The following is a 16,604-nucleotide window of genomic DNA, read 5'->3' on the forward strand; positions in this document are numbered from 1 at the left end:
CAAACTCTTTTTTTAAGCAACGTTCAGCTTTTCCCCTATTGTTTGTTTCCCTATGTCAAGATATTTTCCCGGCGGATGCTGGGGGGCATTAGTAGATTAGGAGCTTGGAATTAGTACAGACTAATCCCTACAACCTGATCCCTAATACCGATAACTAAGGTGGTTATAGCGACGGGGCTCACCTCTTACCTTTCCGAACAGAGAAGTTAAGCCCGTTTGCGCCGATGGTACTGCATCTCGTGGGAGAGTAGGTCGCCGCCTTCCTTTAAAGCCTTCACCATTTATTTGGTGAAGGCTTTTTTTATGGAACAAAACTAAAGGTCTGTGGTTATGATATTGGTGTTCGGAATAAATAGTGCTAAAAGATATAAAACTTCTATGTATATTATTCTAAAAGAGATGTTCTCTCTTAGCATCCATCTAAAACAAAGCATCTATAATTCACTCCCTAAAAGATAAAGAGTTTTGTAAGTGACTCCCTAAATATCTATTCTCTAAATAAGATAAGCTAATATCACAGCAACTATAACTGCGGTCATTTTAGTAAGATTAAATTTGTGATTTTTTGAACTTTCAAAGAGAATTGTTGTTGAAACGTGAAGAAAAATTCCAATAACCATTGCAGTTATTTGAGTTTCGTATTGATGTACAAAATTGTAATTTGTAGAAATGAAACTGCCCAAAGGCGTCATTAAAGCAAAAAAGAATAAAAAGAATAGCGTAGTGGACTTTCTATATCCAGCTGTTATAAAAAAGAAAGATAGAATTATAGCCACCGGAATTTTATGTATTATAATTGCAAGCAACAGATTATTTTCTTCTGAAATAGGGAAACCTTCCATAAATGCATGAACACTAAGGCTGACAAACAAAATCCAAGGGAAATGCTTGTTTTCAGAATGCAAATGAACGTGCCCATGTTCCGCACCTTTGGAGAAAAACTCCAGAAATATTTGCAATAATATACCGAGCATTATATATACACCTATACTTTTTGAAGGAGTTTCAAAAACTTCAGGTAAAAGCTCAAAAACAGTTATGGATAAAAGGAATGCGCCACTAAAAGCTAGAAAAACTTCCATATTTCGCAATTCCTTTTTCTTTAGGAATAATGCAATAAAATAGCCTACGGCCACAGCTAAAAATAGCAGTAAATAATTCATCAATTAAAAATTAGAATTAATCTTCCCGAAGTGTTTTTATCAAAAGCTTCCAGTTGATAGTTTCCGAAAACTTGTTTCAGTTCAACTTTTGCCTCTTCAAAATAAAGTTTAAAATCTTCCAAGGTCAAGGCTTTTACACGTTCAGTATAAAAATAGTCTTTTCCATTATCATTGAAACGGATGTCTTTTAAGATATAGCCATCTTCAACATATTTTTCAATATGAAAAACGATATCGCCTACTTTCTTTTTCTCTGAGGAAACTAATTTTTTAATAGCTAATTCAACATTTAAAAAATCAATTACTCCAAATCCATTGGGTTTTAGCTCTGCTTTTATGGCTTTTATGGTTCTAAGATTATCTATTTCGTTTTCAAAATATCCAAAACTGGTAAACAAATTAAAAACCGCATCAAATTTCTTCGGATATGGTAAACACATATCGTGAACTTCAAAATGAAGTTTTGGTTTTTCATATTGCTTGGCATAAGCAATGCTCTCTTTGGAAAGATCTACACCAGTTACATCAAAACCTTGTTTATATAAATATTTGGAGTGCCTACCTCGCCCGCAAGCAAGGTCTAGTATAGAGTCATTTTTCTGTAGATTCAAATAGTTGGTGAGCGTATTCATAAATAACGCCGCTTCCCTATGGCCTCTATCCTTGTATAGCAGATGATAATATGGCGTGTTAAACCACGAAGCGTACCAATTGTCCTTTTCTTTTTGCATACTTATCGTTTCGCCCTGCTAAAATACTGTATTTTTGCAGGAAATCTGTTTATATAGTATGGTAAAGAATTTTAAAATGGTGGCCAAAACCCTTTTCGGGATGGAAGAACTTCTTGCACAGGAACTTCGCCAATTGGGCGCTTCTGAAATTGAAATTGGTACGCGAAACGTTTCTTTTGAAGGTGACACGGGATTTATGTACAAGGCAAATTTATGCTGTAGAACGGCCATTAAAATCCTTAAACCCATCACGGCTTTCAATATTTTTACTGAAGAAGATCTTTATAAGAAAATATACGAAATGCCTTGGGAAAATTATATGGATGTGAAAGGCACATTGGCCGTAAACGCAACTGTTTTTTCTGATGTTTTCACGCATTCACAGTATATTGCCCTGAAAACGAAAGATGCTATCGTTGATAGATTTAGGGATAGGGAAGGAGTGCGGCCAGATGTAGATTTGGACCATCCCACGCTTCGCATAAATATTCACATTGACAGAAATATTTGTACGGTTTCACTGGATAGTTCCGGGGAATCGTTGCACAAACGCGGCTATAAGGTAGAAAGTACTTTGGCTCCTATAAATGAAGTGCTGGCCGCCGGAATTATAATGCTTTCGGGCTTTCAGGGACAATGCAATTTCCTCGATCCAATGTGCGGTAGTGGAACTTTTCTTACCGAAGCAGCAATGATAGCCTGCAATATTCCTCCAAACTTAAACCGCGAGGAATTTGGTTTTGAAACCTGGCCCGATTTTGATGTGGATCTTTATGAAAAAATTGAAGACGCCGCATTGAAGAAAGTTCGGGATTTTCCGCATAAAATTTATGGATTTGATACCGATCCGGTTGCAATTCATAAAGCTAAGGAAAACATCAAAAGCGCCAATCTGCAGGATTTTATTGAAGTGAAGCAGCAGAATTTTTTCGAAAGTGAAAAGGAAAATGATAAATCTTTGTATATCGTTTTCAATCCTCCGTATGACGAGCGTATTTCTTTAACCGATGTTGAAAATTTTTACAGTTCCATCGGAAATACACTAAAACGGGGCTATCCCGGAACACAGGCTTGGATGATTACCTCAAATATGGAAGCGTTGAAATTTGTTGGGCTTCGTCCATCCACAAAAATCAAACTTTTTAACGGAAAACTGGAAGCTAAATTGGTGCGGTACGAAATGTATGAGGGCAGTAAAAAAGCCAGTAAACAGTAAGCAATTAACAATTAGCAATGAATAATAAACAGTTGTTTATTTTAAAGCTTTTGGATTTTGTCTTTTGATACTTCTTTCTTTTTGAAAATTGGAATTAAATACGAAATAGAGTAGCCATACCCAACCCCAAACTTACTGTAATCATAAGTTCTATTAAAGCCCGGAATATAAAGATTCCCGAAATTTTCTGGTTCATCTTCCGTGATTTTTCTTTTTAATTGGGCATTAATGGAGAGATAAAGATTGTTCAATATTTCGGTTTTAACACCAACTATCAATTCAGCCCAATGCGCTGTTAAACCAGTAAATTCTTGGGGTTCATAAATTGTTTGTGTTGGAAAAGCGGGATTGTCTGTATAAATTCTGTAACTGGTAAGTTCTTGCTTAAAGGTTGAGAAACCATAGCGAAGCCCCAGCGTAATAGCATTTTCCATTCCCAACCAATTATCATAAGCGTTGTAATCAAATCCTATTTTTGCATAGCTTCCGCTTGTTGTTGAAGAAACATACGGTTCTATCCAATCTTTAGTTTCATTTCCAATTTCTACTGCTGCATAAAACTTTTTTGTAACCCTAAAATCGCCCATTACTTCAAAACCAGAATAGCCGTCTTCAATCAGCGTTCTTAAAGGTTTGGCCAAATCTACGCCCACACGAATTCCGTATTTTTCAATTTTTGGAATTGTATCGTTTGATTTTTCATTTTTCTTCTGCGCCATTAAATTTTGGGCGCTAAAAAAAAGACTAATGAAAAATAGTAAGGTGAGCTTTATTTTCATCATTAACTGTATCTCTTCTTATTAAAATATCTTGAATCCAATTATCCGCTCCTTCTTCCTCTAGAGTCACTTCCAAATTGTCAAATTCTGTTTTAAATCCACAGGCGCGGTTCACATATCCATTGTAGCGTCTGTATGAAAAGACTATGCTGTCTTCATTTACGATGGTATCTGTTTCTGTGATTGTGGTTCTTACAAACTTATATTTTGTAAAATCAGCATTTGTATTTAACGGAATGGCTATGGAATCTGTGGTAGTTCGCGCTAAAACCACAACAGAATCCGCATAATTTGTTATTACGCTTAAACCTTCAACATCCTTTCTATTTGCTTGGTTCACGATATCGTTAAAGGTAATGATCAAGTTTGACGTAGTTGCCGTTCCCTCTGGGCATATATCATCTTTGGTGCAGCCTTTAAAGGCGAAGATTATGAGGATGAGTACAATGGTTTTTTTAATCATATTTTAATTTTCGTTTGCTGAAAAATCAGCGCTTTTCCAAAAGTACAACATTTTCTACGTGATGTGTCTGTGGAAACATATCAACCGGCTGCACTCTCGTCACTTTATATTTTGAATCCAAAAGCGCCAAATCCCGGGCTTGGGTCGCGCTGTTGCAACTTACGTAAACAATCTTTTCAGCACCTAAATTCAATAATTGGGAAACAACGTCAGCGTGCATCCCGTCCCGTGGTGGGTCTGTGATAACAATATCCGGCTTTCCGTGGGTGTTTATGAATTCTTCGTTGAAAACCTTTTTCATATCGCCCACGTAGAATTCAACGTTTTCTATATTGTTTAATTGCGCATTTTCCTTTGCCGCTGAAATGGCATCGGGAACAGCTTCAACTCCAATAACCTTTTTTGCTTTTTTTGCAACAAATTGTGCAATGGTTCCCGTTCCCGTATAAAGATCATAAACCAGCTCATTTCCTGTTAAACCAGCAAAATCGCGGGTTATTTTGTAAAGCTCGAAAGCTTGCTCGCTGTTGGTTTGGTAAAAGGATTTGGCATTTATCTTAAATTTTAAACCCTCCATTTCCTCAAAAATATGATCCCTTCCGTGGAAAAGTTCTATTTCCTGATCGTAAAGCGTATCATTTCCTTTGGAATTTATTACATATAAAAGTGAAGTTATCTGCGGAAATTCTTCAGCAACGGCATCCAATAATAATTTTCTATTCTCTTCATCTTCGTGAAAAAACTGCACCAACACCATCACTTCTCCCGTGGAAGTGGTGCGAAGCATCAACGTTCGTAAAAACCCTTCCTGATTTCGTGTATTGAAAAAAGAAAGATTTAATTCTTCCGCCTTCGCTTTTATAAAATCACGGATCGCATTACTTGGGTCTGCTTGCAGATAACAAATGTCCAAATCCAAAATCTTGTCCCACATTCCGGGAATGTGAAAACCCAAGGCATTTCGGTTTTCAATCACTTCCCCGCTTTTAATCTGTTCCAGCGTCAGCCATTTGTTGTCACTAAAACTGAACTCCATTTTATTCCTATAAAAATATTGCTTTTCAGAACCGAGAATAGGCTGAAATTCCGGCAATTCAATTTTACCGATGCGCTGCAGGTTTTGTGCAACTTCTTTCTGCTTGTAAAAAAGTTGATGCTCATAACCCATATTTTGCCATTTGCACCCGCCACAAACCCCAAAATGCGGACAAACAGCTTCAACCCTTTTTTCGGAATATTTTGAAACTGAAAGCACCGAAGCTTCATAAAAAGCTTTCTTTTTTTTGAAAGTTTGCACCGTAACCACATCGCCCGGCACAGCATTGTCTATAAAAACAACCCTTCCGTCCGGCGCTTTTGCAACGGCTTTTCCTTTTGCCCCAGCATCAATCACTTCCAGATTTTCTAAAACCACTCTATTGTTTTTTCTCGCCATAGGCGCAAAAATAGTATAATTGTTAGGTTTAAATCCTGTTAAGGCGTCAAAAAATGTGGGATTAATTTAGTAATTTGCAAGCCACGGAGGATTCCGCTCCGCATAGCAGGAATTACTTAAATTTTACTTCAAATTATTACAATCTTATGTCAGTTTTAGAACAAAAAGCTTCGCAGCAAGCTATCGATTTAGAAAACAAATACGGTGCCCACAACTATCACCCGCTTCCTGTGGTTTTGAGCAGGGGGGAAGGTGTGTATGTTTGGGATGTGGACGGCAAGAAATATTATGATTTTCTTTCGGCATATTCCGCGGTGAACCAAGGGCATTGCCATCCAAAAATTGTGGGAGCAATGACCGAGCAGGCAAAAACATTAACCTTAACATCTCGTGCTTTTTATAACGATATGCTTGGAAAGTATGAAAAATTTGCTTGCGAGTTTTTCAGTTTTGACAAATTGCTTCCTATGAATACGGGCGCCGAAGCTGTGGAAACCGCTTTGAAAATCTGTAGAAAATGGGCTTATGAGAAGAAAGGCATTGAAGCAAACGATGCCGAAATTGTAGTTTGTGAAGGTAACTTCCACGGAAGAACAACCACAATTATTTCTTTTAGCAACGATCCCGTAGCGCGAAAGAATTTTGGCCCTTATACCGACGGATTTATAAAAATAGAATACGACAATCTTGAAGCGCTTGAAAAACATTTGGAAAGCAATAAAAACATTGCTGGTTTCTTGGTGGAACCAATTCAAGGTGAAGCGGGCGTTTATGTGCCTTCTGAAGGATATTTGAGCAAAGCAAAAGCTTTGTGCGAAAAACACAACGTACTTTTTATTGCGGACGAAGTGCAAACAGGAATAGCCCGAACCGGAAAACTTTTAGCCGTTGATCACGAAAATGTGAAGCCGGACATTTTAATTCTTGGGAAAGCGATGAGTGGTGGGGCGTACCCCGTTTCCGCGGTTTTGGCGAATGACGAAATTATGGGCGTTATAAAACCCGGCACACACGGTTCCACTTTTGGTGGAAATCCTGTGGCTGCTGCCGTTGCAATTGCTGCCTTGAGTGTGGTTAAAGATGAAAACCTCGCTGAAAATGCGGAACGCCTTGGAAAACTTTTCCGAAGTGAATTAAATAAATATATTGAAACCAGCAATATTGCTACTTTGGTTCGCGGAAAAGGTTTGCTGAATGCTGTTGTTATTAACGACTCCGAAGACAGTGACACTGCTTGGAATATCTGCTTAAAACTTCGCGACAACGGGCTGCTTGCAAAACCTACACACGGAAACATTATTCGTTTTGCGCCGCCATTGGTAATGAACGAAGAACAGTTGATGGATTGCGTGGCAATAATCATTGAAACCCTAAAAGGATTTGAAAAATAAAAGGTCGCAGCTACACTCGATTTCACACATTAAAAAACGGCCCCGATTTTTATCGGGGCCGTTTCCTTTTTAAATGGGAAAAATTAATCCAAGACGGAACGGACTAATATTTTATTGATTGTGAACAATAGCTTTGTAATCTATTGAAACATCATCAGAAGTCATTAGTTTTACTAAATATACACCATCACTTAAGTTTCCGGTGTAGAAGCTATACTTATTGTCGTCTCCAAGATTCTTTTCAGAAATAACCAATTTCCCGCTCATATCATACACAGAAGCTGTTTTAATAGTGTACCCTTCTGGGTTTCTGATTTCCAACTGATGCTGTGGATTGTTTTGGAAGAACGTTACGTTTGCACGAACAAGCTCAGTTCTTTCCACTTCGGTTTTTGGAGTATCCAATTTAATATACGGACTGCGGAAAACGATAAAGAATCTGTTCTCATAAACACCTTCTGGCAATGTCAAGGTAACGCGCGCACCATTTATAGCTAAAGCCTTATAGGTATTTTCTTGACTGTCATAAAGATAAACGTGCTGATAAGGTTTCTTTACTTCTTCCTTAACGCGCAATTCAATATCGGTTTGTTTATCAAGGGTGAAAGCGAAAGGTATTTGTTTATTAACATCATAATTAACAGCGTTAATTACATAAGGTAATTTTGGCTCATTATCATTCCCAACAGGGAAATAAGCATCCGCTTTTAAATCTCTTGGGCTGCGACCATCAAGACCACGGTCATAACCGTCGGTAGCTTGGTCGTAAAAAGTAAGAAGCAGGTCTCTTGTTAAAGCTCTATCAAAAATAGCATACAAGCGCAATTGAGCTGGTCTGTAATCTACAGTTTGTGGGGTTGTTGAAGTTGATAATGTAGGGCCGCTCAAATCGTTTTCAGTAGTGTTATTTTCTCCTTCCGGTCTTTGGAAAATAGAACCTGGTAAAACACCCTCCTTAAAAAATACACGGTGTGAGTTTTTAATGGTGATTGGGCCATTGGCATCCCCCATAAACATGATGCCTTGCCCCACGGGAGCAAAGCGCTTGTTTTGGTCGGCACCTCCAGGTCCGGTTGATGTACCAACTGTTGTACCGTCTTCCTTATAAATATAGAAAGGTGCGGCAGCATAACTACCCATATTGTCTCCATCATAAGGATCGCCGTCGGTATCTTCAAGCCCAGGAGTATATACGCCATAACCATAAGGCTTGCCGTTGTAATTGTGGGAACCCGTAACGGTTCTATCTTCATCATAATACCAAAATGTTCCTAATTCTTGATTGTCTGGCAAATCCCAATAAAGCTTATTAAGGTCCAAGGCTGAAGGATACGGGTTTCCGGAAAGGGTCATCAAACCATTGCCCATATCGATAGTGAAACTTCCGCTGTTTGGTCTTCCACGGAATTCATACAATTGGTCGTGATTTGAACCAGGGTCACCGGGAGCGGGAGCTGTTCCAACATTAACACCTTTCATAGTAAAACCCCAGCCCGGAAGGGCATAGTTGGAGCCATTCAATCTATTGTAATCTTCACCGGCTTCAGTTCCCGGTACTTCGTGGGTATAGACCCAACGTTTGGAGATGGTAAGTGCAGGGTTAGTATAGCCATTATCACCAGTTATCAAAGTTGTTTGTCTTGCACTGGTACCTATGCCGGGCACAGCGTTTGTATCTTCATACATACTGCGAAGCCCGAAATTTTTATTATTTCCGTAGGTCATAGCTTGTGTTGCCGCTGGGTTACCCACGGGCGAGCACCAATAATAGTATGCCCAAGAGTTTGTAACAGGCGTATTTTGCTGTACGGAAAGAAAGCCATCGCCAGTATTGCTAGAGGTAGCTCCAGACTGGATTAGCTGTGCGTTGTTGCGCAGGTAGATACTGGCCTCGGTAGCTGCGGTAGGGTTAGGCGTAAGATTAACATCCTGCGCCACGTAAAGCACTTCGTTGTTCACATACACATAGGAATCCGCAGTACCATTAGGCTTTACGGTCAACTGTGCCATTGCACCAACTGATGTTAAAAGTAATGTAGAAAAGAGTAGTAGGTTTTTCATATTTTTACAGTTTTTAAAAGCTTTGATGTGGGGCAACAAAACCTTTTTTGACGGTTTAAATTTAAAAATAATATTCAATATACAGTATAGTTTACTGCAAAATACGTAAAATTTTCGTTGTTAGGCGTTTAAGAACGATTAATCGTAAAGCAGAAAGGAATTTTAAATTCGAAAAAAAAAATAGAAAAAATGAAGAAAGGCGATAAGGTTTCGGTGCTCGATGATGCTATTTCAGGCGTGGTTACAGCGGTTCGCGGAAATATGGTTACTATAGAAACCACAGATGGATTTGAGCTTGATTTTTCAAAAGAAGAACTCATTGTGATGGACGGCTCTCTTTCCAAAAAAGATTTGTCGCGGATGGATGTTTCTTCAATCGTGTCGGAAAAAAATTACAAAAAACCCGGAAAAACGCAGCGAGTGAAACCGAAGGAGCGCAGTTTGCCACCAATGGAAGTAGATTTGCACATCCATCAATTGGTGCCAAAAAGCCGCGGACTCAATAATTATGAAATGCTTACCATTCAGCTTGACGCTGCAAAAAGGCAATTGGAGTTTGCCATTTCAAAACGAATCCAAAAGGTGGTTTTTATACACGGTGTGGGCGAGGGTGTTTTGCGAACCGAACTGGAATATCTTTTTGGGCGTTATGACAACGTAAAATTCTACGATGCCGATTACCAAAAATACGGCCGTGGCGCTACCGAGGTGTATATCTTTCAAAACCCAAAAGGGTAGGTTTTATGGCAAAAATTCTGGCCTAATGGTTTTGTCTTTGATTTCCACATTTTCAATCGCACCCATATTTATGGTTTCTTGGGTAATTTCCTCTTCGCCTTTTACAAGCACTAAATTTTTAAGCGTAATGTTCACGCTTTTATAAATTTTATAGGTGTGCACACGGTATCGGTTTATGTCATAATCATTTGCAACGGCAGCATTCAAATAATCCGGGCCAACGGAAGAATCTGTAACGTCGTTTGTTGGATCTAAATCCCCATCTTTATCTTCATCGCGGGTAAGAACGCCATCGTTATCATCATCAGGGTCAAGATGATCGGGTATTCCATCGCCATCACTATCTCTTGGAACTCCGTCGTCCAGCTCGCGCACGGTGGGTACATTGTCTCCATCGTCGTCCAAATCATAAATATTTGGAAGTCCATCGCCGTCTGTATCACCGCTCTCTTCACTATCGGTAGGTAGGCCGTCAAAATCATCATACACAAAAGTGACCACAAAATCAACAGTTCCTGAAGCTGCAATATAGTCCACCGTTACATTCGGGCTGGTTGGCGGGATGCTGCTGCAAAAATAGGAAGTGCCCAACGCGCCATCATAAGTTCTGTAGTTTACAAAATTTGATGTGCCATTTAGCGTGAAAACTCTTGTGCCAGAGGGTTTATAGATGCTGTCCATTGTGCCAAGTCTTAGCGAAAGGCTCTCCAGTGCGTCGGGGTTTACTTTGTAAAAAACATAGTTGCCCACGCCCCCGCAATTTTTCAGTTCGGCATCGTCAAAGTTGAAAGTTGTTACAATAATATCGCCGTCATCGCAGCTTTGCAAAAGGAGGGAGGCTATAAAAAGGAAAAGAATTTTTTTCATTGGAAACTTAAAATCGTCAATGGTACAAAGTAACGCATTTCTTTTTAACTGAAACGATGGCAAAACTGTTTTAATATGTATTTTTGCGAACCAAAAACAACGGAGCGCAATTTGTTCCCATCACAATAGAACTCGATTTATAATCGTTTTCCGTGAAAAATTTTGCCCAATGAAGAAAGTATATTTTGATAGTGCGGCCACAACGCAGCTTCGGGATGAAGTTATTAATTGCATCACCGAAGTATTAAAAACAGAATACGGAAATCCCTCATCTACACATTCTTACGGAAGGTCTTCCAAATCATTACTTGAAAGTGCCCGAAAGGATATTGCAAAACATTTAAATGTAAGTGCCAGCGAAATTATTTTCACTTCCGGCGGCACGGAAGCCGATAATTTAATACTTGTTAGTGCTGTTCGCGATTTGGGCGTAAAGCGAATAATTTCAAGTAAAATTGAACACCACGCCATATTGCATACCTTGGAATGGCTGCAAAAAGAATACGGTACAGAAGTAGTGTACGTAAACCTCGATAATTGTGGCCACGTGGACCACGGGAATTTGGAAAGCCTTTTGGCGGCTTCTTCCGAAAAGACCTTGGTAAGCTTGATGCACGTAAACAATGAAGTGGGGAATGTGTTGGATTTAAAGGCTGTTGCGTTGCTGTGCAAAAAACACAATGCGCTGTTCCATAGCGATACCGTTCAATCCGTTGGGCATTTTGAATTGGATTTTTCAGAAATACCAATCGATTTTGCGGCTGCTGCTGCGCATAAATTCCACGGGCCAAAAGGAGCTGGGTTTGCTTTTATTCGAAAAAACTCAGGATTGCGTTCTCTAATTCATGGCGGGGAGCAAGAAAGAGGCTTGCGAGCTGGCACCGAAGCGGTATATGCTATTGCGGGAATGGCGGAAGCCTTGAAAATATCCTATCAAAATCTTGAAAAGGAAAGAAACTATATTACTGAATTAAAAAGCTATTTTAAGGAACAGCTTTCCGCAAATATTCCGGGAGTAAAATTTAACGGTAGCTGTGGTGATAATGAACGCAGCACTTATACCTTATTGAATGTTTGTTTACCAATTTCCGCTGAAAAGGCGATGTTGCTATTGTTCCAACTGGATTTAAAAGGAATTGCCTGTTCAAAAGGAAGTGCCTGCCAGAGCGGGGCTGAGGGCGGTTCGCATGTTCTGAACGCCATTCTTTCCGCAGAAGATCTTCAAAAACCTTCGCTTCGTTTTTCCTTCTCCAGTTTCAATACAAAAGAAGAAGTTGATTATGTTGTAGCTGTTTTGAAAGAATTTATAGATAATGGAATAATTTAGTTTACTGATCAGAGTAAAACAAAATGCGACTAATCCATACTCTATTCATACTCTATTCATACTCTATTCATCCTTGATCCATAAGACAGAGTTTAATAATCTATTGCCATAAAAGAAAGTATTGGCTTAAAGCGATATTGATTCTTGCCTATCAAATTTCGGGTAAAATCAATCTTTTTTCTATAGAATTAAAATTTAGATGTAATCCGCACATTGAAAACTCGAGGGGATAAATAGTTTGGAATTGAATACTGCACTTTGGTGTAAACGTCCCTTACAAAGGTGTTTGTAATGGAGTTTTGCACATCAAAAATGTTGAATATTTCTGCGCCAATGGTCAGTTCCTTAAACGGTTTTAACCAGCCGCTATCGTGCAATTTGTTTTCGTCCACAATTACATAGCTCACCCCAAGATCGGCGCGTTTGTAATCCGGCAAACGAACTTGATATTTGTACGGATCCGCATAACTAGGCGAACCACCCGGAAGACCGGTGTTATAGGTAAGATTCAAATACATTTTAAGCGAAGGAATAACTTTTACATAATCCTGGAATAGCATACCAAACTTCAAGCGCTGGTCCGTAGGGCGGAAGATGTAGCCACGGTCATCAATGTTTTCCTCAGTTTTCAAATAACCGAAACTCAACCAACTTTCCGTGCCGGGAACAAACTCTCCGGCAAGACGTAAATCAAGTCCGTAGGCGTATGCAACGGCATTATTTGTAGCGCGATAGCGAATACGGACGTTTTCTAAAGTATATGGGTTTACGTCGGTTAGATGCTTGTAATATATTTCAGAATTAAATCTAAACTTACGGTCCCACATTTTGAAACTGTAATCATTTCCGAAAACAATATGGATTGATTTCTGTGCTTTTACACCGGGGCGAACCGTTCCAGAGGAATCGCGCAATTCGCGATAAAAAGGAGGTTGGTGATATACCCCCCCGGAAAGACGGAAAAGCATATCCATTTCCCAATCAGGTTTTAAGGAAACCTGCGCCCGTGGGCTAAAAACGGTTTGTGTAGTGCTTGTAATTCCTTTGCCGCTTACAGTCCAGTTATGGGCACGAACACCAGCATTTAACCAAAGCTGACTGTTTCCTAAATTAGTTTTTCGGCTCCATTGTGCATAACCGGAAATACGGTCTATTTGTGCATCGTTAATGGCGCGAACATTTGTATAGGGCTCAATGGGCGAGGCGTAAGGCTCGTAAGGTTGGTTGTTCGGCGGAAAAATAGGTGGACGGATGGAAAATCCAGCAGAGTCAATCACTTCATATTCCTGCACGCGATCGCGAATATCCTCACGGGTATATTTAATGCCGTATTCAATATTGTTTTCTTCGAGGGAAAGATTGCCTTTATGTTCTACATTCAGAATAAGTGCATCCAAATCATTTCGTGCATGTGTAAGTTGACCACCAATGCCTTCACTGAATTCAACTTCTCCTAAATTTTCGTCGCCAATACTTGTGTTTACTTGACCTAAACGGTATTCTGCAAGAATGTCATAATATTCCTGTTCGGTAGTTTGGTAAAGCGAAGCAATAAATTTTGCGGTATAATTATCTGAAACCACCCAAGTGGATTTCAGTGCGCCAAAATAAGTGTTGTATCTGTCTTCTTCACGACCTTCATAAAATACCAATAAAGCGATTGGATCTGTTATGGTTCCAAAATTTGTTTGGCGCGTAAGCGGTCTATAATTGTATTCGTTTATGGAAACATTTCCCAAAAAGCTAAGCTCAAATTTGTTGGTGAACTTATAGGTTAAATAGGTTTGCGCATCCGCAAACTTTGGACGATAATTGGTTTCGGTTTCCTTTGCATTTACTAAAAGACTGTTATCGCGATAGCGAAGCCCAACGATTCCTGAAAGACGTCCATTATTTGAAATATCTTTAATTGAACCACTAGCTCCCAAAAGACTTAAATCCAATGAAGCGCCAAAAGCAACAGGACGTTCATAAGTTATATCCAAAACTGAGGAAAGTTTGTCGCCATATTTCGCTTGAAATCCTCCGGAAGAAAAATTAACATTACTTGTTAAATCGCTGTTTACAAAACTTAAACCTTCCTGTTGCCCACTTCTTATAAGAAAGGGACGATACACTTCAATTTCGTTTACGTAAACAAGGTTTTCGTCATAATTTCCACCACGAACCGCATATTGAGTGCTTAATTCGTCCGTTTTGTTAACTCCAGGAAGCGTTGAAAGTAAATTCTCAACTCCAGCATTACCACCCACCATTTTTTGAGCAAGCTCGGGAGAGATAGTTATGACACCTTCAATTCGTCTATTTTCCCGACCTGAAATTACTACTTCACTAATCTGCTCAATAGTAGTATTCATCACAGGGTTTAATTGATAATCTTCTGCTGGAGAAAGATTCAAAGTGATCTGAATTTTTTTATGTCCAACATGAGAAAAAGTAACGATAACATCTTGTTTGGAAGGAATTTCTAACAGATAAACACCATTAAAATCTGAAATTGTTCCAGCATCATCATAAGTTACGTTTACTCCAGAAAGTGGAATATTGTTTTCGTCTAAAATTACTCCTCTAACGACTGCTTTTTGAGCAAATACAACGGTTGCGAAAAAAAAGAATAGGAGTGTAAGCGGTAGTTTGATTGTTTTCAAAAGCAAGGGTTAGGGTTGTTTTCTGAAAAATTTTGCTTCAAATGTAGCACTATTTCCAACATTATCTATAACAATAAGTTTCAAATTATTTTCAGATTCAAGATTCACATTATCATTGAAATTATATGTTAGAACGTTTTTTTTGTAATCATATTCCATCAAAATAAATTTTCCGTTGATTGTTGCGCGGTAGGAACTTATTCCGCTTAGATCGTCCGTAATTTTTATTTGCAGAAAATTTTGGTTGCTGATCCATTTGCCATCAGAGAAATTGACCGGTTTTATAGTTGGCGGTGTGGTATCTGAAGCTACTATGTAATCGCCAAATGTTCTGGTTTTGCCTGTTAATTTATCACCATTTCGAGAAGATGAATTGTAATAGGGTTGGCCTCTATAGTTTAATCTTCCTATATAAAGTTTATCCCTGTCCGCTTCATTATAAGCCGAAATATCTGCTGTAATTGAAATATTTGAGTGAATAGGAATTAAGTCCTCGTGAAATTTTAGGGTATCGCCTTTCGCCTCAATATTTAAATAGGTATCTTCATACAAACTATTCGCGGGAATATAAATGCTGAACTTGCCTTTGGTTATTGAAGTGGCGTGGTCTGCATAAATGAAATCCTCCGTTTTTTCAACATTTTTTGGTTCTAATATTTCCTGTTTTTTGCCTTTAATGGGGATGGTAACCAAAATGCTATTTCCCTTAAAATCGTCAACTTCAATAGTATAAATTGAATTGAGGCTGTCTGCGACGGTTATAAACCCATTTTCATCCTCTTTTGTAATGATGCTCAACGGATTGTTTTTCTCCCTAAAAAGCTTTTGCACCATACTTTTATTGGTTTCGTAATAATTATAATCTGTATAGCGGTTCAAATAGCGTGTTTCTGAAAAAGAGAATTTGTTGAACAGCACTTCAAATTTTTCGGTGCCGTTACAGGTGGTCTTTATTTTATAGGAACCATTTTTGTTTGAAGCCCCGTCCTGCTGATCATAAGTTGTGATTCCAAACCCAATTTTTCCAAAGGCAGTAAGGTTTTCTGCCTTGTAACTGCCGTCCTTTTGTTTGCTTAGTTTCAGTTTTGTTCTATTCTGGCTTTGGTTTATTTGGGCATCCTCGCTAATTGGGTACGCAAAAAGTGCACTGACAATTGGCGTTTTTGAATCTGGGATTTCTATTCCGAAAAGAAGTGGGTTCATTGGTCGCTGTGAGGAATCGCGGATTTCAAAATGTAAATGTGGGCCGCCGCTGCCACCCGTATTTCCCGAATAGGCAATTATATCTCCTTTTTTTACGGGCAAAAGGGTTTTGTCCGGAAAAAGCTCCACTTCAAAAGTTTCCTTTTTATACTGGGTATCTTTTACGTATTTTTCAATTTCGCCTGCATAGCTTCGCAAATGTCCATAAACAGTAGTGTAACCGTTTGGGTGAAGAATATAAAGTGCCTTTCCGTAGCCATAATGCTGCACTTGAATTCTGCTCACATAACCATCTGCTGGAGCGTATACTGGAAGTCCCTCTTTTTGGTTGGTTTTAATGTCTAAGCCACTATGAAAATGGTTGGCGCGCATTTCGCCAAAATTGCCTGCAAGCACTAAATTAACATCCAGCGGATTAGAAAAATAATCCGTTGGAATGTCTGTCTGGGAATGTAAAAAGCCGCCTAAAAAAAGGAGCAACATAAAAATTTTATTCATAGAGCAAAAATAAGAATACGCTATAACTAAATGGGGAGAGGGGCGATTTATTGTGCGCAATATTCAATATTACAAAAAATAATA

At 38.9% G+C, this 16,604-nt stretch carries 13 protein-coding genes and 1 rRNA gene; 5 read left to right on the forward strand and 9 right to left on the reverse strand.

From position 1 onward, the window contains the following. Positions 1–155 precede the first annotated feature (155 nt). A 5S ribosomal RNA gene (gene rrf / locus A7A78_RS07960) occupies positions 156–264 on the forward strand. A 230-nt stretch (positions 265–494) separates the two neighbouring features. Here the strand turns inward: rrf and A7A78_RS07965 are convergent. Then, positions 495–1,163, reverse strand: coding sequence for a ZIP family metal transporter (locus tag A7A78_RS07965; RefSeq protein WP_068761930.1), 669 nt, complete (start codon positions 1,161–1,163; stop codon positions 495–497). Further along, entirely contained in the window at positions 1,163–1,894 is a 732-nt protein-coding gene (locus tag A7A78_RS07970; protein ID WP_068761931.1) for a class I SAM-dependent methyltransferase, read from the reverse strand. Before A7A78_RS07970 ends, A7A78_RS07965 begins: the two co-directional genes overlap by 1 nt. A gap of 58 nt (positions 1,895–1,952) precedes the next feature. Here A7A78_RS07970 and A7A78_RS07975 point away from each other — a divergent pair, with 58 nt between their 5' ends. After that, on the forward strand, positions 1,953–3,110 hold the full coding sequence (locus tag A7A78_RS07975) for a THUMP domain-containing class I SAM-dependent RNA methyltransferase (RefSeq protein WP_068761932.1): 1,158 nt from the start codon (positions 1,953–1,955) through the stop codon (positions 3,108–3,110). 41 nt (positions 3,111–3,151) lie between these two features. Here A7A78_RS07975 and A7A78_RS07980 read toward each other — a convergent pair whose 3' ends face one another. The 3 genes from A7A78_RS07980 to rlmD are packed head-to-tail and all read right to left on the reverse strand — an operon-like array spanning position 3,152 to position 5,787. After that, entirely contained in the window at positions 3,152–3,829 is a 678-nt protein-coding gene (locus A7A78_RS07980) for a DUF6048 family protein (RefSeq protein WP_341271720.1), read from the reverse strand. A 25-nt stretch (positions 3,830–3,854) separates the two neighbouring features. Then, positions 3,855–4,352, reverse strand: coding sequence for a DUF6452 family protein (locus A7A78_RS07985; RefSeq protein WP_068761934.1), 498 nt, complete (start codon positions 4,350–4,352; stop codon positions 3,855–3,857). Positions 4,353–4,377: 25 nt separating this feature from the next. Next, positions 4,378–5,787, reverse strand: a complete 1,410-nt coding sequence (rlmD, locus tag A7A78_RS07990; protein ID WP_068761935.1) for a 23S rRNA (uracil(1939)-C(5))-methyltransferase RlmD — start codon at positions 5,785–5,787, stop codon at positions 4,378–4,380. A gap of 146 nt (positions 5,788–5,933) precedes the next feature. Between rlmD and rocD the strand changes: the two genes are divergently transcribed. Next, positions 5,934–7,178 carry an ornithine--oxo-acid transaminase gene (rocD, locus tag A7A78_RS07995; RefSeq protein ID WP_068761936.1) on the forward strand — a complete coding sequence of 415 codons (1,245 nt, stop codon included), beginning with the start codon at positions 5,934–5,936 and terminating at the stop codon, positions 7,176–7,178. Positions 7,179–7,289: 111 nt separating this feature from the next. Here rocD and A7A78_RS08000 read toward each other — a convergent pair whose 3' ends face one another. Further along, positions 7,290–9,239 carry a T9SS type A sorting domain-containing protein gene (locus A7A78_RS08000; protein WP_131811118.1) on the reverse strand — a complete coding sequence of 650 codons (1,950 nt, stop codon included), beginning with the start codon at positions 9,237–9,239 and terminating at the stop codon, positions 7,290–7,292. A 189-nt stretch (positions 9,240–9,428) separates the two neighbouring features. On the opposite strand from A7A78_RS08000, the gene A7A78_RS08005 reads away from it, so the two are divergent. Then, positions 9,429–9,977: a Smr/MutS family protein gene (locus tag A7A78_RS08005; RefSeq protein ID WP_068761938.1), complete on the forward strand. Its 549-nt coding sequence runs from the start codon at positions 9,429–9,431 to the stop codon at positions 9,975–9,977. A gap of 3 nt (positions 9,978–9,980) precedes the next feature. On the opposite strand, the gene A7A78_RS08010 is transcribed toward A7A78_RS08005, so the two are convergent. After that, positions 9,981–10,844, reverse strand: coding sequence for a hypothetical protein (locus A7A78_RS08010; RefSeq protein WP_068761939.1), 864 nt, complete (start codon positions 10,842–10,844; stop codon positions 9,981–9,983). A gap of 169 nt (positions 10,845–11,013) precedes the next feature. Between A7A78_RS08010 and A7A78_RS08015 the strand changes: the two genes are divergently transcribed. Next, positions 11,014–12,171, forward strand: a complete 1,158-nt coding sequence (locus A7A78_RS08015; protein ID WP_068761940.1) for a cysteine desulfurase family protein — start codon at positions 11,014–11,016, stop codon at positions 12,169–12,171. 188 nt (positions 12,172–12,359) lie between these two features. Here the strand turns inward: A7A78_RS08015 and A7A78_RS08020 are convergent, their stop codons facing one another. Both A7A78_RS08020 and A7A78_RS08025 read right to left on the reverse strand, forming a co-directional pair. Beyond that, entirely contained in the window at positions 12,360–14,819 is a 2,460-nt protein-coding gene (locus A7A78_RS08020) for a TonB-dependent receptor (protein ID WP_068761962.1), read from the reverse strand. A 9-nt stretch (positions 14,820–14,828) separates the two neighbouring features. Further along, positions 14,829–16,505 carry a M23 family metallopeptidase gene (locus A7A78_RS08025; protein ID WP_242649263.1) on the reverse strand — a complete coding sequence of 559 codons (1,677 nt, stop codon included), beginning with the start codon at positions 16,503–16,505 and terminating at the stop codon, positions 14,829–14,831. Positions 16,506–16,604: the final 99 nt, after the last annotated feature.

This window comes from Aequorivita soesokkakensis, from assembly GCF_001641085.1.
In the GTDB taxonomy this organism is placed as follows: Bacteria; Bacteroidota; Bacteroidia; order Flavobacteriales; family Flavobacteriaceae; genus Aequorivita; species Aequorivita soesokkakensis.

What these genes read in the sequence shown, in the direction of transcription:
- A7A78_RS07980 (WP_341271720.1), bottom strand. Translation starts at nt 3,829, where the DNA reads ATGGCGCAGAAGAAAAATGAAAAATCAAACGATACAATTCCAAAAATT.
- A7A78_RS07970 (WP_068761931.1), bottom strand. Translation starts at nt 1,894, where the DNA reads ATGCAAAAAGAAAAGGACAATTGGTACGCTTCGTGGTTTAACACGCCA.
- A7A78_RS07975 (WP_068761932.1), top strand. Translation starts at nt 1,953, where the DNA reads ATGGTAAAGAATTTTAAAATGGTGGCCAAAACCCTTTTCGGGATGGAA.
- A7A78_RS08000 (WP_131811118.1), bottom strand. Translation starts at nt 9,239, where the DNA reads ATGAAAAACCTACTACTCTTTTCTACATTACTTTTAACATCAGTTGGT.
- A7A78_RS07985 (WP_068761934.1), bottom strand. Translation starts at nt 4,352, where the DNA reads ATGATTAAAAAAACCATTGTACTCATCCTCATAATCTTCGCCTTTAAA.
- A7A78_RS08005 (WP_068761938.1), top strand. Translation starts at nt 9,429, where the DNA reads ATGAAGAAAGGCGATAAGGTTTCGGTGCTCGATGATGCTATTTCAGGC.
- A7A78_RS08010 (WP_068761939.1), bottom strand. Translation starts at nt 10,844, where the DNA reads ATGAAAAAAATTCTTTTCCTTTTTATAGCCTCCCTCCTTTTGCAAAGC.
- A7A78_RS07965 (WP_068761930.1), bottom strand. Translation starts at nt 1,163, where the DNA reads ATGAATTATTTACTGCTATTTTTAGCTGTGGCCGTAGGCTATTTTATT.
- A7A78_RS08015 (WP_068761940.1), top strand. Translation starts at nt 11,014, where the DNA reads ATGAAGAAAGTATATTTTGATAGTGCGGCCACAACGCAGCTTCGGGAT.
- rlmD (WP_068761935.1), bottom strand. Translation starts at nt 5,787, where the DNA reads ATGGCGAGAAAAAACAATAGAGTGGTTTTAGAAAATCTGGAAGTGATT.
- A7A78_RS08025 (WP_242649263.1), bottom strand. Translation starts at nt 16,505, where the DNA reads ATGTTGCTCCTTTTTTTAGGCGGCTTTTTACATTCCCAGACAGACATT.
- rocD (WP_068761936.1), top strand. Translation starts at nt 5,934, where the DNA reads ATGTCAGTTTTAGAACAAAAAGCTTCGCAGCAAGCTATCGATTTAGAA.